We start from the raw sequence: 26,417 nt of genomic DNA, 5'->3' as shown, positions 1-26,417 counted from the left end.
CTGGCCGGCATCCCGTTGTGGAAAAGGGGACGGAGGGGATTAAGTCGTTTATGCATAAACGACTTAATCCCCTCCGTCCCCTTTTTATCAGCGCAGCTTCGCCAGGGCCTGGCCCAGCTGTACCGGGCTTTCGGCGCCCAGCTGCGGGGCGAATTCGGCCACGCCCGGCGGCAGCAGCACGATCACGGTCGAGCCGTAGTTGAAGCGTGCCATCTCGGCGAAACGCTCCAGCCTGATGCCCTGGCCGCGGTAGTCCTTGCGGGTGATGCGGTCGCCGTAGTGCGGAATCTCCTCGCCGCTCCACACGGTTTCCACGCCGGACACCAGCAGTGCACCGACCATCACGCTGACCATCGGGCCGAAGCTGGTGTCGAAGTGGCAGACCAGGCGCTCGTTGCGGGCGAACAGGCGCGGTACGCCGTTCACTGCCGCCGGACCAACGCTGAACAGGCGCCCCGGCACGTGCACGGTCTCACGCAGGGTGCCGGTCCACGGCATGTGCACGCGGTGGTAATCGCGCGGCGACAGGTACACCGTGGCGTAGAGGCCATCGTTGTATGGCTTGGCGTCCTCGTCACTGCCCAGCAGTTCGGCAGCGGTGAATGACTGGCCCTTGGCCTGGAAAATGCGGCCGGCCTCGATCCTGCCGAGCTGGCTGATGCGGCCGTCGGCCGGCATCACCAGGCTGCGCGGATCGGCATCGGCCACGCGTGCGCCCGGCTTCAGCGCACGGGTGAAGAACTGGTTGAAGGTCGCATAGCTGCGCGGGTCCGGGTTGGCCGCTTCGTCCAGGTTGACGTTGAACTTGCGGGTGACCGTGTCGATCAGCCAGCGCGACACGCGCGGATCGTCCGAGTACGCCAGCGAACGCGCCATCGAGGACAGCAGGCGGTGGGGCAGGGCATACGTCAGGGCGGTGGTGAGGCTCATGGGGCGGTTTTCTCGGTCAGCTTCTGCAGGTCGCGGGCGATCGCCGGCGCGTTGAACGGGGGGCGTACCAGGCCGGCGAGGCGGCCCTGCGGGTCGAGCACGGCCAGGCTGGCCGAATGCTCGACCGTGTAATCCTCGGGGTTCTCGTCGAAATGCTTGCCCGGCACCTTCTGGAACACGAAGCCCAACGAGGTGGCGAAGCGCTCCAGCGAGGGAACGTCAGCGGTGGCGGCCAGGGTGTCCTTGTGGAAGCCGTGCACGTACTCGCCCAGCCGGGTGGCGCTGTCGCGGTCGGGGTCGACCGAGATGAACAGCACGCGTGGGCGCAGGCTGTCGGGCAGGGCTTCCCACTGGTTCTGCGCGCCGGCCAGCGCGGCCAGCGTGGTCGGGCAGACGTCCGGGCAGAAGGTGAAGCCCAGGAACACCAGGGTCCAGTGGCCCTTCAGTTCGCCCGGGATCAGGCGGGTGCCGTCGGACTGGGCCAGGTTGAAGTCAGGCAGTTCGCGCGGCTGCGGGTACAGCGTGATCGCTTCGGTGGCCGGGGCATTGGCCGGCGGCTTCGGCGCGAACACCTGCTGGGCGGCCAGCAGGCCGAGACCCGCCGCCAGGGCGATCAGCAGGATGATGCCGGCGTTGCGATTGAACATGGGGGCTCCCGCGCGAAGTGGGCCCCATCATACCGGCTGTGGCCCGAATCGTTTCCGCCGCAACGGATGCCGCCACGGGCGCCAGCCCCTATAATCGGGGGCCACTTTGCCCGCAGTACCGCCATGACCGCTGAAACGGCCGCCGAACTCCACACGATCATCGATCTGATCCGCTACGGCACCAGCCGTTTCAACGAAGCCGGGCTGACCTTCGGGCACAGCTACGACAACGCGCTGGACGAGGCCACCCAGCTGGTGCTGCACAGCCTGCACCTGCCGCACGACCTCGGCCCGGCCTACGGCCAGGCGCGCCTGCTGCAGGCCGAAAAGCTGCGCGTGCTGGAGCTGTTCCAGCGCCGCATCGATGAACGCATCCCGGCCGCCTACCTGACCGGTGAGGCCTGGTTTGCAGGATTGAGCTTCAAGAGCGACAAGCGCGCCCTGGTACCGCGCTCGCCGATCGCCGAACTGATCGAATGCGGCTTCGAGCCGTGGCTGGCCGGCCGCGACGTGTACCGTGCACTGGACCTGTGCACCGGTTCGGGCTGCATCGCCATCGCCATGGGCCACTACTACCCGAACTGGCAGGTGGACGGCGTCGACCTGAGCGACGATGCACTGTCGCTGGCCGAAGAAAACAAGGAGCGCCTGCAGGCGCACAACGTCACCCTGATCAAGTCGGACCTGTTCAACGGCCTGTCCGGCCGCCACTACGACCTGATCGTCACCAATCCGCCATACGTCACCAACGACGAGACCGATGCCCTGCCGCAGGAATACTCCTACGAGCCGGAGATGGGCCTGCGTGCCGGCGACGACGGCCTGGACCTGGTGCTGAAGATCCTGCGCGATGCCCCGCTGCACCTGAGCGAGGACGGCCTGCTGATCTGTGAAGTGGGCGAATCCGAGCAGCATCTGGTCAAGCTGCTGCCGGAAGTCGATTTCGCCTGGATCGAATTCAAGGTCGGCCAGATGGGTATCTTCGCGGTTGAATGCCGCGAGCTGATCGCCCACAGCGCACGCATCACCGAACTGGCGGCGCAGCGCCCGTGAGCTCCAATTCGTTCGGCAAGCTGTTCACCGTCACCACGTTCGGCGAGTCGCACGGGCCGGCCATCGGCTGCGTGATCGATGGCTGCCCGCCGGGGCTGGCGCTGGACGCGGCCGAATTCGCCCACGACCTGCAGCGCCGCGCCACCGGCAAGAGCCGGCATACTTCGGCGCGGCGCGAGGCCGACGAGGTCGAGATCCTGTCCGGCGTGTACGAGGGCCTGACCACCGGCACCCCGATCGCGCTGCTGATCCGCAACACCGACCAGCGCAGCAAGGATTACGCCAACATCGGCCAGCAGTTCCGGCCGGGCCATGCCGACTACAGCTACTGGCACAAGTACGGCATCCGCGACCCGCGCGGTGGCGGCCGTTCCTCGGCACGCGAGACCACCATGCGCGTGGCCGCTGGCGTGGTCGCCAAGAAGTGGCTGGCCGAGCGCTTCGGCGTCACCGTGCGTGGCTACCTGTCGCAGCTGGGCGACATCACCCCGGCCGGTTTCGACTGGTCGGCGGTGGAAGACAACCCGTTCTTCTGGCCGCACGCTGCACAGGTGCCCGAACTGGAGGCGTACATGGACGCGCTGCGCAAGTCCGGAGATTCGGTCGGCGCGCGCGTGGACGTGGTCGCCGACAATGTGCCGCCGGGCTGGGGTGAGCCGATCTACGGCAAACTCGACGGTGAACTGGCTGCCGCGTTGATGAGCATCAACGCGGTGAAGGGCGTGGAGATCGGCGACGGTTTCGCCAGCGCCGCGCAGAAGGGCACCGAACACCGCGACCTGCTTACCCCGCAGGGCTTCGCCAGCAATCATGCGGGTGGCATCCTCGGTGGCATTTCCACCGGCCAGCCGGTGGTCGCCTCGATCGCGTTGAAGCCGACCTCCAGCCTGCGCCTGCCGGGCCCGTCGCTGGATACGTCCGGCAACGTGGTCGAGGTGGTCACCACCGGCCGCCACGACCCCTGCGTCGGCATCCGCGCCACCCCGATCGCCGAGGCGATGGTAGCGATGGTGCTGATGGACCAGGCGCTGCGCCACCGCGCGCAGTGCGGCGATGTCGGCACGATCACCCCGCGCATTCCCGGGCAGATCGATGGCTGACACGCGGCCGACCGTGTGGGTGAGCCAGCCGCTGATCGACGCGGCCATCGCGCCGCTGCGCGATCGCGTGCAGCTGCGCTGCACCGACACCGTCACCGCCTGGGCGCCGGACCAGATCGCCGGACAACTGGCCAGCGCCGACGGCGCGATCATCACGCTCAACGAGCGCATCGGCGCGGCCCAGGTGGCCGGCGCCGCGCAGCTGCAGGTGATCGCCAATGTCGGGGTGGGCTACAACAACCTGGACGTCGACGCGCTCAGCGCGGCCGGCATCCTGGCCAGCAACACACCGGACGTCCTGACCGAAACCACCGCCGATCTCGGTTTCGCCCTGCTGATGGCCACCGCGCGCCGCATCACCGAGTCCGAGCGCTGGCTGCGCGAAGGGCAGTGGCAGCAGTGGTCGTTCCAGACCATGCTCGGTGCCGATATCCACGGCAGCACGCTGGGCATCCTTGGCATGGGCCGCATCGGCCAGGGCATCGCCCGTCGCGGCGCGCACGGTTTCGGCATGAAGGTGCTGTACCACAACCGGTCGCAGCTGCCGGCGGCGACCGAGGCGGAAGTGGGCGCGACCTATGTGGACCTGGATACGCTGCTGGCACAGTCCGACCACCTGCTGCTGGTGCTGCCGTACACGCCGGCCTCGCATCATCTGATCGATGCCGCCGCACTGGCGAAGATGAAGCCGTCGGCGACGCTGGTGAATATCGCCCGCGGTGGCCTGGTCGATGAGATCGCGCTGGCCGATGCGCTGGCCAACGGTCGCCTGGCTGCGGCGGGTCTGGATGTGTACGAAGGCGAGCCAACGGTACGCCCGGAACTGCTGGCGCTGCGCAACGTCGTGCTCACTCCGCATATCGGCAGCGCCTCGCTGGCCACGCGCACGGCGATGGTACAGCTGGCCGTGGATAATCTGCTTGCCGGGCTCGGCCTGGACGGCGGCCCGTCGCGGATGCCGAGCGCGATCAACGCTGACGCGGCGATGGCCGCGCGCGTGACGCTGGGCAAAAAAACCGGGAAACGATAGGGAACCTCCGCGCGCCCCGCTTGAGGAGGTTCCCCGAACCCAGCTGTCGTGCGTGTTTTTCCCCATTCCCGTTTTCGTGAGAGTTCCCCCATGAGCAATGCACAGCGCAGTTTCCACGTCGCCGTCGTCGGTGCCACCGGCGCCGTCGGCGAGACCATGTTGTCGATCCTGGCCGAGCGTGATTTCCCGGTCGGTACCCTGAGCGTCCTGGCCTCCGAGCGTTCGGCCGGTGGCGAGATCGAGTTCAACGGCCAGAAGGTCACGGTCCAGGACCTGGCCACCTTCGATCCGGCCGGCGTCGAGATCGCGCTGTTCTCGGCCGGTGGCAGCGTGTCCAAGGAATACGCACCGAAGTTCGCCGCCGCAGGTGCGGTGGTGATCGACAACTCCTCGGCCTTCCGTTACGACGATGACGTGCCGCTGGTGGTGTCCGAAGTCAACCCGGAACAGGTCGCCAACCGTCCGCGCGGCATCATCGCCAATCCGAACTGCTCGACCATGCAGATGCTGGTGGCGCTGGCGCCGCTGCACCGCAAGTACGGCATCGAGCGCATCAACGTCTCCACCTACCAGTCGGTGTCCGGCGGTGGTCGTTCGGCCACCGAGGAGCTGGGCAAGCAGACCGGCCAGCTGCTGAGCTTCCAGGAGATCGATCCGCAGCGCTTCCCGGTGCAGATCGCCTTCAACCTGATCCCGCACATCGACGACTTCCAGGACAACGGCTTCACCAAGGAAGAAATGAAGCTGATCTGGGAGACCCGCAAGATCCTCGGCGACGACAGCATCCTGGTGAACCCGACCGCAGTGCGCGTGCCGGTGTTCTACGGCCATTCCGAGTCGGTGGCGATCGAAACCCGCGACAAGGTCACCGTGGCCGAAGCACGTGCGCTGCTGGAGCAGTCGCCGGGCATCGAAGTGGTGGACCGTCACGAGGCCGGTGGCTACCCGACCCCTGTCACCCACGCCTCGGGCACCGACGCGGTGTACGTCGGCCGCATCCGTGAGGACCTGTCGCACCCGCGCGGCCTGAACCTGTGGATCGTATCGGACAACGTGCGCAAGGGCGCCGCCCTGAATGCCGTGCAGCTGGCCGAGCTGGTCGCCGCCGAGCAGCGCTGATCACAGCGGTTGCCTCACCGGTAGTGCCGGCCGCTGGCCGGCATTGCCGTGATGGCACGTGCGTGTCTGCCGGCCAGCGGCCGGCACTACCGAAGGTCCCCATGGGTGGGTGCGGACCGCGGTCCGCACGCTTTATAGTGTCGCCATGAATAAACGGGCCAGGGGCGCAAAGCGCCCCCTCCTCTATCTTTCCACCGCGCTGCTGGCCCTGGCCAGCAGTTCGGCGCTTGCCCTGGGCTTGGGCGACATCCGTGTCCTGTCCAAGCCGGGCCAGCCCCTGCTGGCCGAAATCCCGGTGGTCTCGGCCGATCCGTCCGAGCTGGAGAACCTGCGTGTCGCGTTGGCCTCACCGGTCACCTTCGAGCGCGTCGGCCTGCAGCGGCCGACCGGGCTGGTCGGCGAACTGCAGTTCGAACTGACCCGCAATGCGCAGGGCAGGGCAGTGGTGCGGGTGACCTCGCAGACGCCGGTCGAGACCCCGTCGCTGAGCTTCCTGATCGAGGCGGACTGGGGCCAGGGCCGCCTGGTGCGCGAGTACTCGGCGCTGGTCGATGCACCGTCCAGCGCACTGGCCGTGGCCGAGCCGGAAATCGTTGCACCCGCAGGTACGCTCTCCAACACCATCGCCCGTGAGGCCGCCCCGGCGCCCGCCGCCGCGGAGAGCGTGAGCGCGCCTGCGCCGTCCACCGCCACCACGCCGGCACCCGCACCGGCTCGCCCGCGTGCAGTGGCTGCACCCGCTGCCGCACCGGCAGCCGATGGCAGCGTTACCGTCCAGCGTGGGCAGACCTTGTCGCAGATCGCCAGCGTGGTGGCCCGCGGCAACCAGGTCAGCCGCGACCGCGCAATGATTGCGCTGCTGCGGGCCAACCCGGAGGCCTTCATCCGTGGCAACGTCAACCTGCTCAGGCAGGGCGCCGTGCTGCGTATGCCCGGCAGCGATGCACTGGCGGCGGTCGATGCCGCCGAGGCCGCCGCGCTGGTGCGCGAGCATGCCGCACAGTGGCGTCAGGCGCGCACCGTGCCGCAACCGGCGGGTACTGTCGCCCCGGTCGCCACGGCGGGAACCACGAAGGCTTCTTCCCCGGCTGCGGCCACTGGGGCACGACTTGAAATCGCTCCGGCGCTGGCCTCCGACGCCGCGCACGCGGGCACAACCACCGGCACTGCAGCCGGCAGCGAGGGTGACATGCTGGGCAACGAACAACTGCGCCAGGCACGCGAGGACATCGCGACCCGCGATGCCGAGATCGGCGAGCTGAAGCAGCGGGTGGCCGACCTGGAAAAACTCAAGGAACAGCAGCAGTCGCTGATCGCGATGAAGGACAACGACCTGGCCGCGGCGCAGCAGCGCCTGGCGCAGGCACCGGATGCCCGCGATGCGGCAACGCCGTGGTACTGGCTGGGTCTGCCGGTGCTGTTGCTGGCGGCCGGCGCGGCCTGGCTGCTGCGTCGTCGCAAGCCGTCGCCACTGCCGCCGCTGCGCGAGGAAGGCGACGCCGCCGGCCTGGCCGCTGCGGTACCGGCCGGCGCGGCGCTGGATACGCTGGCCGAGCAGTCTTCGTGGTCGACGGCGGTGTCCGACAGTGGCCGCCAGGAACCGGCGATGCCTGCCTGGGCGACCGAAGCCGAGGTGCAGGATGACGTGGCTGCCGAAGCGGTCGCCGACGTCGCCGCCCAGACTGACTGGCAGGCGCAGACGCTGCGCGATGACGAAGTGGTGGAGCTGCCCGGGGCCGTGACCGACCTGCCGCGCTGGGACGAGCCGGTGGCCATGCAGGACACCCCCGTGCAGGATGAGCCGCCCGCGCAGGCGGTCCCTGACGAGATCGCAGTACCGGACTACGCGCTGCACGCCGAACAGCAGCCGCAGTTCCGCGGCGTGTTCGACCTGCCGGCCGAGCATCATGACGGCGGGGATTCGAGCGCGGCGCCGCACGACGCGCTGGCCGCGGCCGCGCATGAAGACGGTACTGCCGCGCCGGCCAGCGATGCCGGCTGGGCGCCGCGCGCCGGGCAGGAACGCCTGGAACTGGCCATCGCCTACCTCGACCTGGGCGATGCGCAGACCGCACGGACGTTGCTGCTGGAAGTGGCCGAGGGCGGCGACCTGCACTGCCAGGCCCAGGCTCGCGAACTGCTGGCCCGCCTGCCGTGACCGAACCCGCCGACAAGGACCGTGCCATGAGCCGCGAGCGCCGTATCGACTACGTTGAATTCGCCTCCAGTGACCCGGCCGACAGCCGCGCCTTCTTCGAAAAGGTGTTCGGGTGGTCGTTCGTCGACTATGGCAGCGACTACACCGCCTTCGACGATGGCCGCCTGCAGGGCGGCTTCTTCCGCGGCCAGCCGCAACGGGCCAGTGACAGCGGCGCGCCGCTGCTGGTGCTGTATGCCGACCAGCTGGCGCCCATCGAGGCAGCGGTGCGCGACGCTGGCGGTGAGATCGTACGGCCGGTGTTTTCTTTCCCCGGTGGCAGCCGCTTCCAGTTCGTCGAGCCCGGTGGCAACGAACTGGCGGTCTGGTCCGAACGCGATCCGGCCTGAGCGCCGCCCCTCCCGCAACATCGAGGTAGCACATGCGTTACGCGCTTGGCGTCGAGTACGACGGCAGCGATTTCAGGGGCTGGCAGAACCTGGGCGAGGGTGGTCCCAGCGTGCAGGCCAGCCTTGAGCAGGCCCTGTCGTCGGTGGCCGATGCGCCGCTGCAGGTGGTCTGTGCCGGCCGCACCGATGCCGGCGTGCACGGCCAGTGCCAGGTCGTGCATTTCGACACCGACGTGGTGCGCGATCCGCGCGCCTGGATGCTGGGCACCACCACCCGCCTGCCGCGCTCGATCGCGGTGCGCTGGTGCGTGCCCGTGGCCGATGATTTCCACGCCCGCTTCTCGGCGCGGGCACGCCGTTACCGTTATCGCCTGCTCAACCGCGAAGTGCGGCCGGCGCTGCAGCGGCAGACCCTCAGCTGGGAGCGCCGTGCGCTGGACGCGGGCCTGATGCATGCCGCCGGCCAGGCCCTGCTAGGCGAGAACGACTTCAGCGCGTTCCGCTCGGTGCAGTGCCAGGCGCTGCATGCACGGCGTGAACTGCAGTCGCTGCAGGTCAGCCGCCAGGGCGAGGTGATCGAGGTCGCCGTGCAGGGCAATGCATTCCTTCATCACATGGTCCGCAATATCGTCGGATCGCTGATCCTGGTGGGCAGTGGCGAGAAGCCGGTGGAATGGATCGCCGAACTGCTGGCCGGGCGCGATCGCACCGTAGCCGGTCCCACCGCACCGCCGCAGGGCCTGGTGTTCCTCGGGCCCCTGTACCCCGACAACTGGCATCTGCCCGCCGAGGTCACGCTATGAGCCGCTCCTACTACCGCACGCGCATCAAGTTCTGTGGCATGACCCGGGCCGGCGACGTCCGCCTGGCCGGTGAGCTGGGCGTGGACGCGGTGGGTTTCATCTTCGCCCGTGAAAGCAGCCGCCGGGTCGCTCCAGCCGAGGCACGCGCGATGCGCCAGGCGATCGCGCCCATGGTCGACGTGGTGGCGTTGTTCCGCAACAACAGCAAGGAAGAAGTGCGCGAGGTGCTGCGCACGGTACGACCGACCCTGCTGCAGTTCCACGGCGAGGAAGACGAGAGCTTCTGCCGCAGCTTCAACATGCCGTACCTGAAGGCGATCGCCATGGGCGGCCGTGAAGAGATCAACGCCCGCACCCTGCAGCTGCGCTATCCCAGCGCCGCCGGCTTCCTGTTCGACAGCCACGCGCCGGGCGGCGGTGGCGGCACCGGCGTGGCCTTTGACTGGGGCCGGATCCCGACCGGCCTGCATCGCCCGTTCCTGCTGGCCGGCGGCCTGAACCCGGAAAACGTCTACGACGCGGTGCTGGGTACCCTGCCGTGGGGCGTGGATGTCTCCAGTGGCATCGAACTGGAGCCGGGCATCAAGGACGGCTACAAGATGCGCACCTTCGTCGAGGAAGTGCGCCGCGCCGATTGCACGGTTCTCGAGTGATTGGCGTCATTATTTGCCGTGATTTGGACCTGGATTTGAGCCTGCACGCATTCTTCACATAGGATGGTCCCAAGCGCGCCTGCCATGAGGGCTGGCGCGGGGATCGACGGGACGCGCGCGGCGCGCCCCGAACGGGCGGCCGCCGCCCACAGCCCAGGAAGGCAAGCGATGCAGGAGTTTCTCACCGTCGTACTCGGTTACCCGACGCTGCCGTACAGCATTCTGCTGTTGGTGTCGGTGATGTATTGGGCGGTTGCGGCGTTCGGCCTGGTCGATGACGGTTTTGGCAATCTCGGCGCCGATGGCGCGCTCGAGGCGGGGACCGACCTCAGTGGCCTGTCAGCCATGCTGGCGCGCTGGGGCCTGGGTGGCGTCCCGATCATGGTGGTGGTCACCCTGCTGAGCCTGTTCGGCTGGCTCATCACCTATTTCATCCATCTGTTCGTACTGCTGCCGCTGCCGGACCTGCTGCGCTGGGGCCTGGGTACGCTCGTGGCGGTGCTGGCACCGCTGCCAGCGGTACCGCTCATCGCGCTGATCCTGCGCCCGGTCCGGCGCTTCCTGCTGCGCCTGCGGCCGGTGCCGCAGGCATCGCTGCTCGGCCGGGCCGGCGTGGTCGCGTCGCCGAAGGTGGACGCACGCAGCGGTCATGCCACGGTCGATGATGGCGGCGCCGGGCTGGTGCTGCAGATCCGCAGCGACATCGAACTGCAGCGTGGCGAGCGCATCGTGCTGGTTGAGCACATGGCCGAACAACACTATTACCGGGTGGTCCGCGCCGATGCGATCGCCCTCGATTTCCAGGACAACCTGCTTCCGGGCAACAAGGAGACTCATCAATGACGTTGGCATCCCTCTTACCGTTCCTGGCCGTCGCCGGCGGCCTGCTCGTCCTGCTGCTGGGCGTGGCCGGGCTGTTCAAGGCCTTCTACCGCAAGGTCGACCAGGGCGTGGCCCTGATCGTCAACGACATGAGCTCCACGCCCAAGGTGCACTTCACCGGTGCGCTGATCATCCCGGTGCTGTACCGCGCCGAGCTGATGCGGATCAGCCTGATCACCCTGCAGATCGACCGCCGTGGCAAGGAAGGCCTGATCTGCCGCGACAACATGCGTGCCGACATCGCCGTGGCCTTCTACCTGCGGGTGAACGAGACCCAGGCCGACGTGCTGCGCGTGGCCAAGGCCATCGGTGCCGACCGTGCGTCGGACAAGCATGCCGTCGATGAGCTGTTCAACGCCAAGTTCTCCGAAGCGTTGAAGACGGTCGGCAAGAAGTTCGACTTCACCGAACTGTTCGAGAAGCGCCAGGAGTTCCGCGACGAGATCATCGCGGTGATCGGCAACGACCTCAACGGCTATGTGCTGGAAGACGTGGCGATCGATTACCTGGAGCAGACCCCGAAGGCGCTGCTGGACCAGTTCAACATCCTTGACGCGCAGGGTATCCGCAAGATCACCGAGCTGACCGCCGCGCAGAACGTGGTGACCAACGAGCTGGAGCAGAACGAGAAGCTCGCCATCACCAAGAAGAACGTGGAAGCGCGTGAAGCGCTGCTGGCGCTGGAACGCCAGCAGGCCGAAGCCGAAGCACGCCAGAAGCGCGAGATCGAGACCATCCGCGCGCGCGAGGAGGCCGAGACCGCCAAGGTGCAGGAAGAGCAGCGCCAGCTGTCCGAGAACGCCCGCATCGAAGCACAGCAGCTGATCGAGATCCGCGACCAGAACCGCCTGCGCGAAGTGGAAGTGGCCGAGCAGAACCGCCAGCGCGCCGTGGCCATCGAGGCCGAGCGCGTCGAGCGCGCACGCCAGCTTGAGCAGGTCACCACCGACCGCGAAGTGCAGCTGCAGGGCGTGGAGCGCGACAAGGTGGTCGAGCAGGGCAAGATGGACGTGGCCAACATCACCCGCGAACGCATCTCCATCGACAAGACCGTGGCGCAGGAGGAAGAGCGCATCAAGGAAGTGCGCGAGGTCTCCGAGGCCGACCGCCAGAAGCAGGTGCTGATCCTGGAAGCCGAGGCCAAGGCACAGGAATCGCTGGTGCGCGAGGTAAAGGAAGCGCAGGCACGCGAGACCGCTTCCAAGCACCGCGCAGTGGAACTGACCACGCTGGCCCAGGCCGAACACGAAGCAGCCGGCAAGCAGGCCGAAGCCAAGCGCCTGCTGGCCGACGCGCTGCGCGCCGAGCAGGCCGCACCGGGCCTGGCCGAAGCGCAGGTGCGTGAAGCTTCGGCACTGGCCATCGAGAAGGTCGGCATCGCCGAGGCCCGCGTGATCGAAGCCAAGGCCGAAGCCAGCCTGAAGCAGGGCAGCAACGAAGCCCGCGTGCTGGCCGAGACCCTGCAGGCGCAGGCGCAGGGTGAGGAGAAGATGGGCCTGGCCCGTGCCACCGCCACCGAATCGCTGGGCAACGCCGAAGCCGGCGTGGTGCAGAAGAAGCTGCTGGCCGAGGCCGAAGGCCTGGTGCGCAAGTTCGAAGCGATCGCTTCGCTGAGCGACCAGGCACGTGGCCACGAAGAGTTCCGCATGATGCTGGACAACAGCCTGAAGCAGGCGCTGGCCTCGATCGAAGCCGGCAAGGAAGTCTCGCGCGAGAATGCCAACGTCATCGCCAGCGCGCTGCGCAACGCCGATATCGATCTGGTCGGTGGCGACGGCGGCATGTTCGAGAACCTGGTCAAGGCGGTGTCGCTGGGCAAGTCGATCGAAGGCTTTGCCGGCAAGAGCCCGATCGTGCAGGAGCTGATGCAGCGCTACCTGGGCGTGGCCGTGGCCGTGGCCGAACCGGCGCCGCGCCAGATCGCCGAGGATGCCGAAGCGGTGCCGACCGTGTCGGCCACCGTGGTCGACAGCGCCCGTTGATGCATCGGGCGATGGCTGCTGCGGCCATCGCCCGCCCGCGCCGGCCGCAACCGCGGCCGTCCGCCCGTGAGCCGGAAGCCTGCTGATGTCTGATACCCATCCGTCCGCCGAATCCACTGCACCGGAGGCCGGCGGCACTACCGTCGACCAGGCCGTTGCCCAGGGCGGTGCCTATGAAGTCCTGCGCCGCCGCCTGGCCGAGCAGGGCCAGCGCCTGCAGGGCCTGGCCGAAACGCTCAACCGCCAGCGCCTGGCCGAGTTCGGCGACAGCCGCCTGGAGGTGGTCGGTCGCTTCCGCATCCGCAGCGAAAACAACTGCGTCGGCCGTGACATCGTGCAGGTCGGGCCGGACCGCCTGCTGTTCGGCTACAACGTATTCATCGGGCTGAAGACCCAGACCCGCATCGAGGACGTGTTCGGCCTGTACCGGCTGGTGCAGGGCAGCGACGGCTACGATGTGGCGGCGCTGGAGCTGAAGGGCAGCTTCCTCGACCAGCCCGGCTTCGTGCACGACTTCAACGAGCTGTACGCCTACTACAAGCACGCGCGCCTGCTGCAGCTGATCGTGGTGGGGGACAAGCTGCTGGCGTCGTTCCAGATCGGTGAGCGCAGCAGCGACGTGCGCGTGTTCCGCTGGGCGCTGTCGCGCGATGGCGAACTGACCTATCTGGATGCGCGCGGTGAGCGCGATATCGCACTGCCGCCGCCGTTCGACTTCGAATGGACCCGGGCGACCCGCGACCTGGCGGTCAATGGCCGCCATTCGCACCTGAACATCCTCGATACCCTGTTCGTGGAGACCACCGGCGGCGACCTCACGATCAAGGTCGAGAACAACACCGAGACCGGACAGGGCATCTACAGCGAACCGGTGGAGGACAGCACGCAGTCGCTGGACGACGCCCAGTTCGAATTCGCCCGGGTCGGCTCGCTGGTGCTGCTGAAGGTGCTGCCGTACCGCGAGACGGAGTGGCGCGGGCTGATCTACAACACGCTGACCGGCGGCATCGTGCGCAACGATGCGATCGTGCAGGCCTGCGTGCAGCTGCCCGAAGACCACGGCGTGATCTTCCCGGGTGGCTATTACCTGCAGGGCGGCGAGCACAAGGCGTTCGACGCCTCGATGGCCGGCATGCAGTTCAAGCGCAGCATCCGTTCACCGAATGGTGAGGACGTGCTGTACATCTTCTATGAGCGCGAAGGTGGGCGCTCGGCGCTGTTCGTCTACAACACCATCCAGCGCGTGTTGCAGAACCCGGTGTTCGGCCATGGCTACGCCTTGATGCAGGACGGGCGCATGGTGCTGTTCCATGCCGAAGGCAGCGAACCGACCCGCATCCATCCGATGCAGGTCTGGCAGACCCCGTTCAGCAGTGACGAGTTTGCTGCAAGCCGGCCACCCGGCAACACCTTCATGGGACGCATCGGCAACGCCGAACTGGTGCGGGGCATCTCCAACCTGTTCAACCTGGCGCGCGAGATCGATGGCCAGGACGTGTCGGTGCAGCGCTACCAGCGCCTGGTGGCCGACACCCGGCGCCTGTTCGATGCCCACCACTGGCTGGGCGACGCGGCCTGCGATGGCGCCGAGGCGCTGCTGCGGCAGATCAGCGCCACCGGCGAATCGGTGCTGGACGAGTACGAGAAGGTGCAGTCGATCCGCCAGCAGTCGGCGCAGGCGATGGTCGAGGCAGAGGCCGCGCACAAGGCGCTGCTGGGCCGGCTGCAGCCGCAGAACTGGAGCGAGGTGCAGGCCTTCGTCGAGGCCCTCAATGCGATCACCGCATTGCGCGGACGGCTGCTGACCATCCGCGAGCTGCGCTACATCGACACCGCGCGCATCGAGACGATGACGGCCGAGCTGGTGGAGGCGCAGGATCATGTCGGCGCCGCCACGGGTGACTTCCTCGCCGGCGATGCCGCGCTGGTGCCGCTGACCACGCGCCTGCAGGCGCTGGATGAAGCTGCGCAGCAGGCGCAGAGTGCCCGCCAGCTGGATGAGCAGCTGGAGGGGCTGCGCGGGATGGCGGCCGATCTGGATATGCTGTCTGAACTGATGGCCGGCCTGAAGGTGGACGATGCCACCGCCCGCACCCGCGTGGTCGAGTCCATTTCGGTGCTGTACGGCCGCCTCAACCAGGCCCGCGCGCGTGCCGATCAGCGCCGCAGGTCGCTCGGCTCAGCCGAGGCCGTGGCGCAGTTCGCCGCGCAGTTCGCGCTGTTCTCGCAGTCGATCACCAGCGCGCTGGCGCTGGCCACGGACCCGGAGCGTTCCGACGAGCAGCTGTCGCGCCTGCTGGTGCAGCTGGAGGAGCTGGAGAGCCAGTTCGGCGAACACGAGCAGTTCCTCGGCGACATCCTGAGCAAGCGCGAAGAGCTGGTTGAAGCCTTCGAAACGCACAAGCAGGCGCTGCTGGATGACCGCCAGCGCAAGGCACGTTCGGTGCTGGATGCGGCCAGCCGCATCCTCGATGGCCTGGCCAAGCGCACCGAGCGCTTCGCCACCGCCGATGAGCTCAATGCGTTCTTTGCCGGCGATCCGCTGATCCTCAAGCTGCGTGAGCTGGCCGAACGCCTGCGCGCGTTGCATGACAACGTCAAGGCCGACGACATCGAAGCGCGCCTGAAGGGCGTGCGTGACCAGGCGGTGCGCCAGCTGCGTGACCGCAGTGATCTGTACGAGGCGGGCGGCAACGTGGTGCGGCTGGGGCCGCGCCATCGCTTCAGCGTCAACACCCAGGCGCTGGACCTGACCCTGCTGCCGCGTGGTGACACGCTGGCGATCCATCTGACCGGCACCGACTTCCTGGAGACCCTGCACGATCCGGAGCTGGATGCGCTGAAGTCGTTCTGGCCGGTCACCCTGGACTCCGAATCACCTGCACTGTATCGCGGCGAGTATCTTGCCGGCAGCCTGTTGATGGCCGCGCAGGAGGGGAGCGACGGGCTTGACCTGGCCACGCTGCAGCACGACGTCGCCACGCCCGAAGCACTGGACCAGCGCGTGCGTGCGTTTGCCGCACCGCGCTACCGCGAAGGCTACGAGCGCGGCATCCATGACCATGATGCCGCGCTGATCCTGCGTGCGTTGCTGCCCTTGCAGCAGGCGGCCGGCAGCCTGCGGCATGCACCGCGGGTGCGTGCGCTGGCGGTGCTGTTCTGGGCTGCCGAGCAGCGGCGCGAAGCGGTGGCGCAATGGCCGGCCCGCCAGATGGGTGCTGAAGCGCTGGCACGCCTGCTGGGGTCCGACGAAGGGCGCCTGGCGTTGCGTGCGGAAATGGCCGAGGCACTGCTGGCGTATGCGCAATCCCACGCGTTGCCGTTCGATGCCGATGCCGCAGAGGCCGCGGCCGCTTATCTGGGCGAGGAACTGGCGGCCGGCGAACCGGTGTTCAGCGGCAGCCGCCATGCGGTAGCGCTGCTGGAGGCACTGGCTCGGCAGCTGGAACAGGCCGGGCAACGCGAGGCGGTCGAACGCGCCCTGCAGCGCAGCCAGGATCCGCTGGCCACGCGCTGGGCGCTGGCCGGTCAGTGGCTGCGGGCGCTGGCGCGGATGCCGGCGCATGCCCCGCATGCCGGCTACGTCGACGAGGCTGCAGCACTGCTGCTGGTGCAGCGCCAGCTGCGTACCCGTGCCAGCGACGCCGCGCTGCAGGCGGAGGTCAGTGGCCTGCTGGGTGAACACGCACGCATCAGCAACGGCACGCTGGTGGTATCGCTGGATGATTTCCTGGCGCGCCTGAAGCAGCACCTGCGTCATTTCGTGCCAGCGTTCCATGCCTACCAGGCGCTGCGCCAGGGCATCATCGGCCGCGAGCGCGAGACCCTGCGGCTTTCCGAGTTCAAGGCGCGGCCGCTGTCCTCGTTCGTACGCAACAAGCTGATCAATGATGTCTACCTGGGCGTGATCGGTGACAACCTGGCCAAGCAGATGGGCACGGTCGGCGAGAACAAGCGCAGCGACCTGATGGGCCTGCTGATGATGATTTCGCCGCCCGGCTACGGCAAGACCACGCTGATGGAATACGTGGCGCACCGCCTGGGCCTGGTCTTCATGAAGATCAACGGCCCGGCGCTGGGTCACGAGGTGCGGTCGCTGGACCCCGCCCAGGCACCGGACGCGACCTCGCGGCAGGAGCTGGAGAAGCTCAACCTGGCGCTGGAAATGGGCAACAACACCATGCTGTATGTGGACGACATCCAGCACACCCATCCGGAGTTCCTGCAGAAGTTCATCTCGCTGTGCGATGGCACCCGCCGTATCGAGGGTGTGTGGCGCGGTCGCACCCGCACCTACGACATGCGCGGCAAGAAATTCTGCGTGGTGATGGCCGGCAATCCGTACACCGAGTCCGGCGAGGTGTTCAAGATTCCGGACATGCTGGCCAACCGTGCCGACATCTACAACCTGGGTGATGTGCTCGGTGGCATGGAGGCGGCCTTTACCCTCAGCTACATCGAGAACAGCCTGACTTCCAACCCGGTGCTGGCGCCGCTGGCTACGCGCGACATGGCTGACCTGTACACGCTGGTCGACCGGGCGATGGGCAAGGAGGTCTCGACCAACGGCCTGAGCCACGCCTACAGCAGCGCGGAGATCAACGAAATCACCGCCACCCTGCAGCGCATGCTGCGCGTGCGCGACGTGGTCTACCGCGTCAACCAGCAGTACATCGCCAGTGCCGCGCAGGACGACCGCTACCGCACCGAGCCGCCGTTCCGGCTGCAGGGTAGCTACCGCAACATGAACAAGCTCGCCGAGAAGATCTCGCCGGTGATGAACGAGGATGAGCTGGAGCAGTTGATCTCCGACCACTACCTGGGCGAGGCACAGCTGCTGACCACCGGCGCCGAAGAAAACCTGTTGAAGCTGGCCGAGCTGCGCGGCGTGCTGGACGACACGCAGGCGCAACGCTGGACGCAGATCAAGCGCGACTTCCTGCGCAACAAGGCCATGGGGGCCGACGACAGCGATGTCGGCGGGCGCGTGGTCGCGCAGCTGGCCGACATCGCCACCGCCCTGCAGCTTCCGCCGCCGGCGCCGGAAGCGATTGCCGTTGCCGACCCGGCACCGTGGCCGGCGTTGCTGGAGGCCCTGCATCGTCTTTCTGAAACACGTCCGGCCGCCGCGCCGGTGCCGGTCGCGGCAGCCGCCAGTGTGCCGACGACGGTCCTGGCCGACGACCTGCAGGCTGGCCTGGCACCGTTGGTGGAACTGTTGGCGGCATCGCAGGCGCAGCAGGCACAGGTGTCGCAGACCCTGGCCGCGTTCGCCGGCTGGGCGCGGCAGCAGGTCGAGCGTGGGGTGCCGAACAGTGCGGTGGCGCAGCGTGCGCGTGTGCGCCGTGCCACGACGCCGGAGGAGCGCGCGCTGGATGAGGCGCTGATGCGTCACTTCTACGGCGAGTCGTTGCCGCCGGACGACGGTGAGGAGATTCCAGCGACGACACCGAAGCCGCCGCCGCTGCCGTGACCATGCAGGCGCCACTGCCGCCACCGAGCTTGCCGGACACGGCCGATGTCGCCGCGCTGGCCGACTATGGTGCGCCGTTGCTGCAGGCGCTGGCGCGGCGCGAAACACCGTTGCCGCCGGGCGCGGGCGCAGGGCTGGTGGCCGCACTGGCACGCATCGCGCTGGCCCTGCAGGCCGATAACCCGGCGCAGATCCGGCAGCAGGCGGGCTGGTGGGGCCGCCTGCTGGGGCGCGATGTCGATCGCGAGGCGGAAGGACGTGCGCTGCAGTCGCAGCTGGGCCTGCTGGCCCTGCAGGCGCGCGAGCAGGCCCAGCAGCTGCAGCAGCAGCTGCAGCTGCGGGCCATGGCCATCGCCGGACATTCAGCGGCGGCCGCAGCGCTGGACGCCTGGGTCGAGCTGGCAGCGGTGCGGCTGGCGTCGCTGGATACCGCCGGCCAGGCCGCGCTGTCGCAACGGCTCGATCACCTGCGCCGGCTGGCCACGCTGCGCCGTCTCGAGGCCGGCCAGTGGCAGCTCCTGCAGGACCAGGACAACGTGCTGCTGCAACGCTTCGCGCGCATCCATGACGTCCTGTTGCCAGCCTGGCGGCAGGCCGCCGCGGCGGGCCAGGCCGCGGCCGGCGCCACATTGGCGGCGAAGGCCGCCACGCTGCACGCACAGATCGATGACGAGGTCGCGGCGGCTCAGGCTAGACTGCCTTGAGCCGGCCGCCGCTGCCGCTTACCCAACTGCAAGGAGACTGCCCGATGACCCAGGACAGCCAGACCCCCGGTGCCCTCGTGCCCGGCACGACTACCGCCGTTCCGCTCGATGAAGGCGCATTGCAGGCGCTTGGCCTGGTCCGCGAGGATCTGCCGCGCATCGCCGAGATCCGTCTGGAGCTGGATGACCTGCGCCCGGGCAACCTGCAGGTCTTCGGTCGCGAAGCGGCCACGCGCACCGCGGCGTTTTCCAGCCAGTTGCTGGACCAGGTGCGCAATCGTGACCTCGATGCCAGCGGCGAGAAACTGGGCGAAGTGGTGCGCATCGCACGCAGCCTGAAGCTGGACGGCTTCGCGCAGCGGTCGAAGGTGCCGGTGATCGGTGGCCTGATCGACCGCCTGCGCGTATCCAAGGGCGAGCTGGTGCAGAAGTTCAGCGACACCAATGCGCAGATCGAGCAGCTGCTGGGTGATGTCGGTGTGCAGCAGGCGTTGATGGGCAAGCGCGTGGGCGAGTTCGACCGCATGCATGACATCGTCCGCGAAGAACGCCATGCGCTGGGCCTGTATGCTGCGGCCGGCAAGCAGCGCCTGGCCGAACTGCAGGCCGAGCAGCAGGCCGGGCAGGGCAGTGAGGATCCGCAGCAGCGCATCCGCCAGAGCGAAGTCGACAACGCGATCCGCCTCCTCGAAAAGCGCGTGTCCGACCTGCAGCTGATGCAGCATGCGGCCGACCAGTCGCTGCCGATGATCCGCCTGATCCAGGCCAACGCGCTGCAGCTGATCGAGAAGTTCAACACGGTGCGCGAGATCACCATCCCGTCGTGGAAGCGCCAGTTCGCCATCCAGCTTTCGCTGGGTGAGCAGAAGGCCGCGGTCGAGCTGTCCACCGCCATCGACGATGCCACCAACGAGCTGATGCGCCGCAACGCCGACCTGCTGCGCCAGGCCTCGGTGGATACCGCGCGCAGCAACCAGCGCGGCGTGATCGACGTGGCCACGCTGCGCCACGTGCACGACCAGTTGATCGCCACGGTCGAGGAAGTGCGCAGCATCCATCGCGAAGGAATGCAGCAGCGGCAGCAGGCCGAAGTCGAGCTGTCGCGCCTGCGCGAAGACCTGCAGCAGCGACTGGCCACCCCGACTGCCAGCTGAAAAAAGGGGACAAAAAAGGGGACGGAGGGGATTAAGTCGTTTGTGCCACTTGCGACTTAATTCCCTCCGTCCCCTTTTTGTTGTCAGCGCAGTTGCTGGCCCAGCCAGTCGGCCAGCGCATCCACGCGCCCATCTGCCGGTCCATCCGGTCGCGCCAGCACCCAGAAGCCACCGGTGGCGGCAAACCCCCACGGCGCGACCAGTCGCCCGGCGGCCAGGTCCTCGGCCACCAGTGGCTCGGGTGCGATCGCCGGGCCCAGCCCGGCCACCGCTGCCTCCAGCAGGTAGTACAGGTGTTCGAAGGCAGTACCCAGCTGCAGCTTCGAGGTGTCCAGATCGTGCGCTTGCGCCCACGCCGGCCATGCCTGCGGCCGTGAGCTGGTGTGCAGCAGCGTCTCCTGCAGCAGCGCCGAAGGCGGCACATGCCGCAGTCGCTGCGCGGCCGGATGCGAGGGGGCCACCACCACGCCGACCCGTTCCGGCGCCAGCTCACGCACCTGCCAGCCCCGGGGCCACGGCCCCTGCGCCAGCAGCAGCACCGCGTCCAGTGCGGCCTGCGCCTCGGTGAAGCTGCCATCCAGCGCCGACCACTGCAGGCGTACGCCGGGCAGGGCGGCCTGCAGTGCGGGCAGGCGCGGAATCATCCAGCGCGCCAGCACGCTGCCGCTGCAGCCCAGCACCAGCGCCGGGGCCGCCGTCGGCCGGCGCAGTTCGCGCACGCAGTCTTCGATGCCGCTGAAGGCCTCGCTGCACGCTGCCTGCAGGCGCGTGCCCGCAGCGGTCAGGCGCAGGCCGCGACCGGCCCGCTGGAACAGCGCCAGGCCGAGGTGGTCTTCCAGCAGCTTCAGCTGGCGGCTGACCGCGCCGTGGGTCACGTGCAGGTCCTGCGCGGCGCGGCCAACCCCGCCCAGGCGGGCGGTGGCCTCGAACGCGCGCAGCGCATTGAGCGGTGGCAACAGCGAACGGCTCATGTGAGATTTCCTGACGGTATATGCCAGATAATATCCATTTTCCGGTCACGACCCGTGCGCTAGAGTATCCACCTGTCTCGAACCAGCGGTCGCTTCCATGTCTGCCTCCCCCATTGCCGACTACCACGCCTTCCCGGATGCCCAGGGCCATTTCGGCCGCTACGGTGGCAGCTTCGTTGCCGAAACCCTGGTCGGCCCGCTGCAGGAACTCGCCCAGGCCTATGACCAGGCCCGCCAGGATCCGGCATTCCAGGCCGCCTACGACCGCGACCTGGCCCACTACGTGGGCCGGCCGAGCCCGATCTACCACGCCCAGCGGCTGAGCGACCATGTCGGCGGCGCGCAGATCCTGCTCAAGCGCGAAGACCTGAACCACACCGGCGCGCACAAGATCAACAACACCATCGGCCAGGCGCTGCTGGCGGCGCGGATGGGCAAGAAGCGCATCATCGCCGAGACCGGTGCCGGCCAGCACGGCGTGGCCAGCGCCACGGTTGCCGCGCGGTTGGGCCTGGAATGCGTGGTGTACATGGGCGCCACCGACATCGAGCGGCAGAAGATCAACGTCTACCGCATGAAGCTGCTCGGCGCGACGGTGGTGCCGGTCACCTCCGGTTCGGCCACCTTGAAGGACGCGCTCAACGAAGCGATGCGCGACTGGGTGACCAATGTGCAGGACACCTTCTACATCATCGGTACGGTCGCCGGTCCGGATCCCTACCCGCGCATGGTGCGCGACTTCAACGCCATCGTCGGCCGCGAGGCACGCGAGCAGATGCTGGCCGAGTACGGCCGCCTGCCCGATGCGATCACTGCCTGCGTCGGCGGCGGCAGCAATGCCATCGGCCTGTTCCATGCCTTCCTCAACGACCGCCAGGTCGAGATCGTCGGCGCCGAGGCCGCAGGTGATGGCATCAGCACCGGTCGCCATGCTGCATCGATCGCCGCCGGTCGCCCGGGCGTGCTGCATGGCAACCGCACCTATGTACTGTGCGACGACGACGGCCAGATCATCGAGACCCATTCGGTGTCGGCCGGCCTGGACTATCCGGGCGTCGGCCCCGAACACGCATTCCTGGCCGATACCGGCCGCGCGCGCTACCTCGGCATCACCGATGAAGAAGCACTGCAGGCCTTCCACCTGCTGGCGCATACCGAGGGCATCCTGCCGGCGCTGGAGTCCAGCCATGCGCTGGCGCAGGCGATCAAGCTGGCGCGTGAGCGTCCGCGTGACCAGATCGTGCTGTGCAATCTGTCCGGCCGTGGCGACAAGGATGTGCATACCATCGCCGCGCGCGAAGGGCTGGTGCTGTGAGCGCGCTGCTGCGCAACAGTGGCGTGCTGCTGCTGGCGCTGGGGTTGGCCGCGTGCCAGCCGCCGGAGCCGCCGCTGCTGGCACCGGCCGCCAAGGCCACCACGCAGCCGGCACAGCAGGCGGCCGCGAATGATGACCTCGACCCGATGGCACGTGCGCCGATCGTCGATCCGCCGTCCACGGAAGATATGGACAGCGATGGCGCGCCTGCGGTGGTCTCGGTGGCGCTGGACCATGCCGGCGAGGTGCTGATCGGCCAGCACATGAGCGATCTGAAGGCACTCGGGCCGTGGACCGCGCAAGGGGCGGTCGAAGCCATCGGCGGCAGTTGCGAGTACTACGACGGCAAGGGGCTGCCGCCCGGCGTGTCGATGATGACCGATGAAGATCGCGTCGTCCGTTTCGATCTCGGCCTGGATCCGGACAGCGGGGCGCCGACCCAGCAGCCCGGTCCGTTCGGCCTGCGTGTCGGCATGACCCGCGCCCAGGCCATGGCCCAGTTCCCGAAGCCGCCGGTATCCAGCCCGCATGCCTACGACGGTGACCAGGGCGAGTACCTCACCTGGCAGGACCCGGGTTCGGACCTGGGTATCCGCGTGGAACTGTTTGAAGGGCGGGTCACCCAGATGTACTGGGGAACCAGCGATGCGATTGAACTGATTGAAGGATGTGCCTGAAATGTCCGTATCCCGACTCGATGCCTGTTTCCAGCGTCTGCGCGAACAGCAGCGCAAGGCGCTGATCCCCTTCGTCACGGCCGGTGATCCCTCGCTGGAGGCCACCGTGCCGGTCATGCACGCACTGGTCGACGCCGGCGCCGACGTGATTGAACTGGGCGTGCCGTTCTCCGACCCGATGGCCGATGGCCCGACCATCCAGCGCAGCTCCGAGCGCGCGCTGGCGCGCGGCGCCGGCAGCCGCTACGTCCTGCAGGCCGTGGCGCAGTTCCGCGAGCGCGATGCGCAGACCCCCGTGGTGCTGATGGGCTACCTGAACCCGGTGGAGATCCACGGTTACGCGGCCTTCGCCAAGGCCGCCGTCGACGCCGGCGTGGACGGCGTGCTGCTGGTCGACCTGCCGCCGGAAGAAGCGGGCGACGCCCAGCAGGCGTTCGACGCAGCCGGCCTTGCGCTGGTACTGCTGGCGTCGCCGACCACCAGCGAGGCGCGAGCCGACAAGCTGCTGGCGCTGGCCCGTGGCTATCTCTACTACGTCAGCTTTGCCGGTGTCACCGGCGCGTCCGAGCGCCTGGACAGCGATGCCGCCAGTGCCCGCCTGCAGGCGTTGCGCGCGCGTGCGTCGGTGCCGGTGGTGGCGGGCTTCGGCATCAAGGATGCCGCCAGTGCCGCGGCCATGGCCCGGCAGGCCGACGGCGTGGTGGTGGGCAGCGCGCTGGTGGCGGCGCTGGCCGAAGCGGGCTCGGCGGAAGAGGCCGCGCAGCACGCCCGGACCTTCCTCGCCCCGCTGCGGCAGGCGCTGGACGCGTAACGGTAGTGCCGGCCGCTGGCCGGCATCCTCCTGAGGGCTCGCGTGCAAGGGCTGCCGGCCAGCGGCCGGCACTACCCATCGGTCTGCACGCAAGGGCTGCCGGCCAGCGGCGGGCACCGCCCCAGCACCTAAACGTACGTCCCAGCATGGTTTTTTCCGGCTGCCCCGTGGCTGGCAAGGGGGTGCACGGGCGGGGAAAGCGGAGCTAGACTGTCCGCCTTTGCGGCCCCCGGGCCGCCCTGAACGGAAGTGTCCTCCCGCATGAGTTGGCTCAGCAAGTTGATGCCGTCCGGCATCCGCACCGACAACACCCCCAGCAAGAAGCGCAGTGTCCCCGAGGGCCTGTGGGAAAAGTGCAGCAACTGCGGCAGCGCGTTGTACCGTCCGGAACTGGAAGAGAACCTGGAAGTCTGCCCGAAGTGCGGCCATCACATGGCGATCCGTGCGCGTGCGCGCCTGGCCGCCCTGTTCGATGCCGACAGCACCACCGAGATCGGTGCGCGCCTGGGGCCGACCGACCTGCTCAAGTTCAAGGACCAGAAGAAGTACAGCGAGCGCATCAAGATCGCGCAGAAGAACACCGGCGAGTACGACGCGCTGATCGCCATGCGCGGCCTGCTCAAGGGCCGTGCGCTGGTGGCATCGTCGTTCGACTTCGCCTTCATGGGCGGCTCGATGGGCTCGGTGGTCGGCGAGCGTTTCGCACTGGCCGCGGAAACCGCGGTCGAGATCGGTGCGCCCTACGTGTGCTTCTCGCAGAGCGGTGGCGCCCGCATGCAGGAAGGCCTGTTCTCGCTGATGCAGATGGCCAAGACCTCGGCCGCGCTGGGCAAGCTGCGTGAAGCCGGCCTGCCGTACATCTCGGTGCTGACCCATCCGACCACCGGCGGCGTGTCGGCTTCCTTCGCGATGCTGGGTGACATCAACATCGCCGAGCCGCAGGCGCTGATCGGCTTCGCCGGCCCGCGCGTGATCGAGCAGACCGTGCGCGAGAAGCTGCCGGAAGGCTTCCAGCGCTCGGAATTCCTGCTGGAGCACGGCGCCATCGACCAGATCTGCGACCGTCGCGAAATGCGCGACCGCCTGTCCGATCTGCTGGCAATGCTGGGCCGTCAGCCGGCGCCGGAGGTGGCTTGATGGGAGGCCGCAAGTACTTCGGTACTGATGGCATCCGTGGACGGGTCGGCCAGGGCGTGATCTCGGCCGACTTCGTGCTGCGCCTGGGCAACGCCCTGGGCCGTGTCCTGGTCGACCAGCGCGGCCAGGACGGGCGCCGGCCGATCGTGGTGATCGGCAAGGACACCCGCATCTCCGGTTACATGTTCGAAGCGGCACTGGAAGCCGGCCTGGTCGCCGCCGGTGCGGACGTGCAGTTGCTGGGGCCGATGCCGACCCCGGCGGTGGCGTTCCTGACCCGTACGCTTGGCGTGGACGCTGGCATCGTCATCAGCGCCTCGCACAACCCGCACTACGACAACGGCATCAAGTTCTTCTCCGCCCAGGGCGAGAAGCTCGACGATGCCACCGAGCTGGCCCTGGAAGCGGCGCTGGACATCCCGTTCACCACCGCCGAATCGGAAAAGCTGGGCAAGGCGTCGCGTGCGCGCGAAGCGGTCGGCCGCTACATCGAGTTCTGCAAGGCCAGCGTGCCGCGCGCGTTCGACCTGCGTGGCGTGCGCCTGGTGCTGGACTGCGCGCACGGCGCCACCTACCAGATCGCGCCGCTGCTGTTCCGTGAACTGGGCGCCGAGGTGATCGGCATTGGTGCCGAGCCCAACGGCGTCAACATCAACGCCGGCGTGGGTTCCACCCACATCGACAACCTGGCGGCCAAGGTCCGCGAAACCCGCGCCGATCTCGGCATCGCCTTCGATGGGGATGGCGACCGCGTGCTGATGGCCGACGACCAGGGCAACCCGGTCGACGGCGATGACCTGCTGTATATCCTGGCCCGTGCATGGAAAGCCGAAGGCCGCCTGCGCGGCCCGGTGGTCGGCACGCTGATGAGCAACTACGGCATCGAGAAGGCATTTGCCGACCTGCAGATTCCGTTCGTGCGCAGCAATGTCGGCGATCGCTACGTGCACCAGGCGCTGATGGAAGGCGGCGGCGTGCTCGGCGGTGAAGCCTCCGGCCACCTGCTGTGCCTGGATCGGGCCACCACCGGCGACGGCATCGTCAGCGCGCTGCAGGTGCTGGTGGCATTGCGCAACAGCGGGCAGACCCTGCGCCAGGCGCTGGAAGGACTGGTGCGGGTGCCGCAGAAGACGGTCAACGTGCGGCTGGGCAATGTCTCGGCCAAGGCCACGGTGCAGGCCGGCAGCGTGCAGGCCGCGCTGGCTGTCGCGCAGCAGTCGGTGGCCGGCCGTGGCCGTGCGTTCCTGCGCCCGTCCGGTACCGAGCCGGTGGTGCGGGTCACGGTCGAGGCCGATGATGCGACGCTGATGCAGGACACGCTGGATCGACTGTCCGCGGCGGTACGTGAAGCCGCCGCCTGAGGCCGCTGCACATCCCCCCAACGAAAACGCCCCGGAATGCCGGGGCGTTTTCGTTGAAGGGGCAGGGC

General features: G+C 68.3%; 21 protein-coding genes. 18 read left to right on the top strand and 3 right to left on the bottom strand.

The genetic code is table 11. The features are described from left to right. Window positions 1–87: 87 nt before the first annotated feature. Complete coding sequence (gene asd, locus ACT6SE_RS14805; protein ID WP_014647896.1) at window positions 88–930, bottom strand: archaetidylserine decarboxylase; 843 nt, start codon at window positions 928–930, stop codon at window positions 88–90. Then, window positions 927–1,577: an SCO family protein gene (locus ACT6SE_RS14800; RefSeq protein WP_014647895.1), complete on the bottom strand. Its 651-nt coding sequence runs from the start codon at window positions 1,575–1,577 to the stop codon at window positions 927–929. Before ACT6SE_RS14800 ends, asd begins: the two co-directional genes overlap by 4 nt. A 123-nt stretch (window positions 1,578–1,700) precedes the next feature. Between ACT6SE_RS14800 and prmB the strand changes: the two genes are divergently transcribed. The 13 genes from prmB to ACT6SE_RS14735 all read left to right on the top strand — a co-directional run bounded on the left by prmB (window position 1,701) and on the right by ACT6SE_RS14735 (window position 20,077). Further along, window positions 1,701–2,630 carry a 50S ribosomal protein L3 N(5)-glutamine methyltransferase gene (gene prmB, locus ACT6SE_RS14795; protein WP_014647894.1) on the top strand — a complete coding sequence of 310 codons (930 nt, stop codon included), beginning with the start codon at window positions 1,701–1,703 and terminating at the stop codon, window positions 2,628–2,630. Then, on the top strand, window positions 2,627–3,730 hold the full coding sequence (gene aroC, locus ACT6SE_RS14790) for a chorismate synthase (protein ID WP_014647893.1): 1,104 nt from the start codon (window positions 2,627–2,629) through the stop codon (window positions 3,728–3,730). The genes prmB and aroC overlap by 4 nt, the downstream gene beginning before the upstream one ends. Then, window positions 3,723–4,760 (top strand): 2-hydroxyacid dehydrogenase, encoded by a 1,038-nt coding sequence (locus tag ACT6SE_RS14785; protein ID WP_046431836.1) that lies wholly within the window; start codon window positions 3,723–3,725, stop codon window positions 4,758–4,760. Before aroC ends, ACT6SE_RS14785 begins: the two co-directional genes overlap by 8 nt. Window positions 4,761–4,850: 90 nt before the next feature. Then, window positions 4,851–5,879 carry an aspartate-semialdehyde dehydrogenase gene (locus tag ACT6SE_RS14780; protein ID WP_014647891.1) on the top strand — a complete coding sequence of 343 codons (1,029 nt, stop codon included), beginning with the start codon at window positions 4,851–4,853 and terminating at the stop codon, window positions 5,877–5,879. A gap of 145 nt (window positions 5,880–6,024) precedes the next feature. Next, window positions 6,025–8,037 (top strand): FimV/HubP family polar landmark protein, encoded by a 2,013-nt coding sequence (locus ACT6SE_RS14775; protein WP_046431834.1) that lies wholly within the window; start codon window positions 6,025–6,027, stop codon window positions 8,035–8,037. Window positions 8,038–8,063: 26 nt separating this feature from the next. Beyond that, a complete protein-coding gene (locus tag ACT6SE_RS14770; RefSeq protein WP_014647889.1) occupies window positions 8,064–8,426 on the top strand; it encodes a VOC family protein in 363 nt (120 codons plus the stop codon). A 32-nt stretch (window positions 8,427–8,458) separates the two neighbouring features. Then, window positions 8,459–9,229: a tRNA pseudouridine(38-40) synthase TruA gene (gene truA, locus ACT6SE_RS14765; RefSeq protein WP_014647888.1), complete on the top strand. Its 771-nt coding sequence runs from the start codon at window positions 8,459–8,461 to the stop codon at window positions 9,227–9,229. Then, entirely contained in the window at window positions 9,226–9,882 is a 657-nt protein-coding gene (locus ACT6SE_RS14760) for a phosphoribosylanthranilate isomerase (RefSeq protein WP_014647887.1), read from the top strand. Before truA ends, ACT6SE_RS14760 begins: the two co-directional genes overlap by 4 nt. Window positions 9,883–10,050: 168 nt before the next feature. Further along, on the top strand, window positions 10,051–10,725 hold the full coding sequence (locus ACT6SE_RS14755) for a hypothetical protein (RefSeq protein ID WP_014647886.1): 675 nt from the start codon (window positions 10,051–10,053) through the stop codon (window positions 10,723–10,725). After that, window positions 10,722–12,746, top strand: a complete 2,025-nt coding sequence (locus ACT6SE_RS14750) for a hypothetical protein (RefSeq protein WP_444811016.1) — start codon at window positions 10,722–10,724, stop codon at window positions 12,744–12,746. The genes ACT6SE_RS14755 and ACT6SE_RS14750 overlap by 4 nt, the downstream gene beginning before the upstream one ends. 85 nt (window positions 12,747–12,831) lie before the next feature. Beyond that, complete coding sequence (locus tag ACT6SE_RS14745) at window positions 12,832–18,219, top strand: DNA repair ATPase (RefSeq protein ID WP_088375487.1); 5,388 nt, start codon at window positions 12,832–12,834, stop codon at window positions 18,217–18,219. 2 nt (window positions 18,220–18,221) lie between these two features. Next, window positions 18,222–18,923, top strand: a complete 702-nt coding sequence (locus tag ACT6SE_RS14740) for a hypothetical protein (protein WP_153643435.1) — start codon at window positions 18,222–18,224, stop codon at window positions 18,921–18,923. A 44-nt stretch (window positions 18,924–18,967) separates the two neighbouring features. Continuing rightward, window positions 18,968–20,077 (top strand): toxic anion resistance protein, encoded by a 1,110-nt coding sequence (locus ACT6SE_RS14735; RefSeq protein WP_014647882.1) that lies wholly within the window; start codon window positions 18,968–18,970, stop codon window positions 20,075–20,077. Between the two features lie 83 nt (window positions 20,078–20,160). Here the strand turns inward: ACT6SE_RS14735 and ACT6SE_RS14730 are convergent, their stop codons facing one another. Next, window positions 20,161–21,048, bottom strand: coding sequence for a LysR family transcriptional regulator (locus tag ACT6SE_RS14730; protein WP_032957497.1), 888 nt, complete (start codon window positions 21,046–21,048; stop codon window positions 20,161–20,163). 97 nt (window positions 21,049–21,145) lie between these two features. Here ACT6SE_RS14730 and trpB point away from each other — a divergent pair, with 97 nt between their 5' ends. The 5 genes from trpB (at window position 21,146) to glmM (ending at window position 26,349) form a co-directional block, all read left to right on the top strand. Continuing rightward, complete coding sequence (gene trpB / locus ACT6SE_RS14725) at window positions 21,146–22,363, top strand: tryptophan synthase subunit beta (RefSeq protein ID WP_014647880.1); 1,218 nt, start codon at window positions 21,146–21,148, stop codon at window positions 22,361–22,363. Continuing rightward, window positions 22,360–23,040 (top strand): hypothetical protein, encoded by a 681-nt coding sequence (locus ACT6SE_RS14720; RefSeq protein ID WP_014647879.1) that lies wholly within the window; start codon window positions 22,360–22,362, stop codon window positions 23,038–23,040. The genes trpB and ACT6SE_RS14720 overlap by 4 nt, the downstream gene beginning before the upstream one ends. Before the next feature lies 1 nt (window position 23,041). After that, window positions 23,042–23,851 (top strand): tryptophan synthase subunit alpha, encoded by an 810-nt coding sequence (trpA, locus tag ACT6SE_RS14715; RefSeq protein WP_046431828.1) that lies wholly within the window; start codon window positions 23,042–23,044, stop codon window positions 23,849–23,851. A 261-nt stretch (window positions 23,852–24,112) separates the two neighbouring features. Next, entirely contained in the window at window positions 24,113–24,988 is an 876-nt protein-coding gene (gene accD / locus ACT6SE_RS14710; protein ID WP_005410473.1) for an acetyl-CoA carboxylase, carboxyltransferase subunit beta, read from the top strand. Then, window positions 24,988–26,349, top strand: coding sequence for a phosphoglucosamine mutase (glmM, locus tag ACT6SE_RS14705; protein ID WP_046431825.1), 1,362 nt, complete (start codon window positions 24,988–24,990; stop codon window positions 26,347–26,349). The genes accD and glmM overlap by 1 nt, the downstream gene beginning before the upstream one ends. Window positions 26,350–26,417 lie beyond the last annotated feature (68 nt).

The sequence above is a fragment of the Stenotrophomonas sp. LC732 genome (assembly GCF_052446685.1).
Classification (GTDB): domain Bacteria; phylum Pseudomonadota; class Gammaproteobacteria; order Xanthomonadales; family Xanthomonadaceae; genus Stenotrophomonas; species Stenotrophomonas muris.
This window is presented reverse-complemented; position numbering and strand designations above follow the sequence as displayed.

Coding starts and splice junctions, on each gene's coding strand:
- asd (WP_014647896.1), bottom strand. CDS start 930: ATGAGCCTCACCACCGCCCTGACGTATGCCCTGCCCCACCGCCTGCTG.
- ACT6SE_RS14800 (WP_014647895.1), bottom strand. CDS start 1,577: ATGTTCAATCGCAACGCCGGCATCATCCTGCTGATCGCCCTGGCGGCG.
- prmB (WP_014647894.1), top strand. CDS start 1,701: ATGACCGCTGAAACGGCCGCCGAACTCCACACGATCATCGATCTGATC.
- ACT6SE_RS14785 (WP_046431836.1), top strand. CDS start 3,723: ATGGCTGACACGCGGCCGACCGTGTGGGTGAGCCAGCCGCTGATCGAC.
- ACT6SE_RS14780 (WP_014647891.1), top strand. CDS start 4,851: ATGAGCAATGCACAGCGCAGTTTCCACGTCGCCGTCGTCGGTGCCACC.
- ACT6SE_RS14775 (WP_046431834.1), top strand. CDS start 6,025: ATGAATAAACGGGCCAGGGGCGCAAAGCGCCCCCTCCTCTATCTTTCC.
- ACT6SE_RS14770 (WP_014647889.1), top strand. CDS start 8,064: ATGAGCCGCGAGCGCCGTATCGACTACGTTGAATTCGCCTCCAGTGAC.
- truA (WP_014647888.1), top strand. CDS start 8,459: ATGCGTTACGCGCTTGGCGTCGAGTACGACGGCAGCGATTTCAGGGGC.
- ACT6SE_RS14760 (WP_014647887.1), top strand. CDS start 9,226: ATGAGCCGCTCCTACTACCGCACGCGCATCAAGTTCTGTGGCATGACC.
- ACT6SE_RS14755 (WP_014647886.1), top strand. CDS start 10,051: ATGCAGGAGTTTCTCACCGTCGTACTCGGTTACCCGACGCTGCCGTAC.
- ACT6SE_RS14750 (WP_444811016.1), top strand. CDS start 10,722: ATGACGTTGGCATCCCTCTTACCGTTCCTGGCCGTCGCCGGCGGCCTG.
- ACT6SE_RS14745 (WP_088375487.1), top strand. CDS start 12,832: ATGTCTGATACCCATCCGTCCGCCGAATCCACTGCACCGGAGGCCGGC.
- ACT6SE_RS14740 (WP_153643435.1), top strand. CDS start 18,222: ATGCAGGCGCCACTGCCGCCACCGAGCTTGCCGGACACGGCCGATGTC.
- ACT6SE_RS14735 (WP_014647882.1), top strand. CDS start 18,968: ATGACCCAGGACAGCCAGACCCCCGGTGCCCTCGTGCCCGGCACGACT.
- ACT6SE_RS14730 (WP_032957497.1), bottom strand. CDS start 21,048: ATGAGCCGTTCGCTGTTGCCACCGCTCAATGCGCTGCGCGCGTTCGAG.
- trpB (WP_014647880.1), top strand. CDS start 21,146: ATGTCTGCCTCCCCCATTGCCGACTACCACGCCTTCCCGGATGCCCAG.
- trpA (WP_046431828.1), top strand. CDS start 23,042: ATGTCCGTATCCCGACTCGATGCCTGTTTCCAGCGTCTGCGCGAACAG.
- accD (WP_005410473.1), top strand. CDS start 24,113: ATGAGTTGGCTCAGCAAGTTGATGCCGTCCGGCATCCGCACCGACAAC.
- glmM (WP_046431825.1), top strand. CDS start 24,988: ATGGGAGGCCGCAAGTACTTCGGTACTGATGGCATCCGTGGACGGGTC.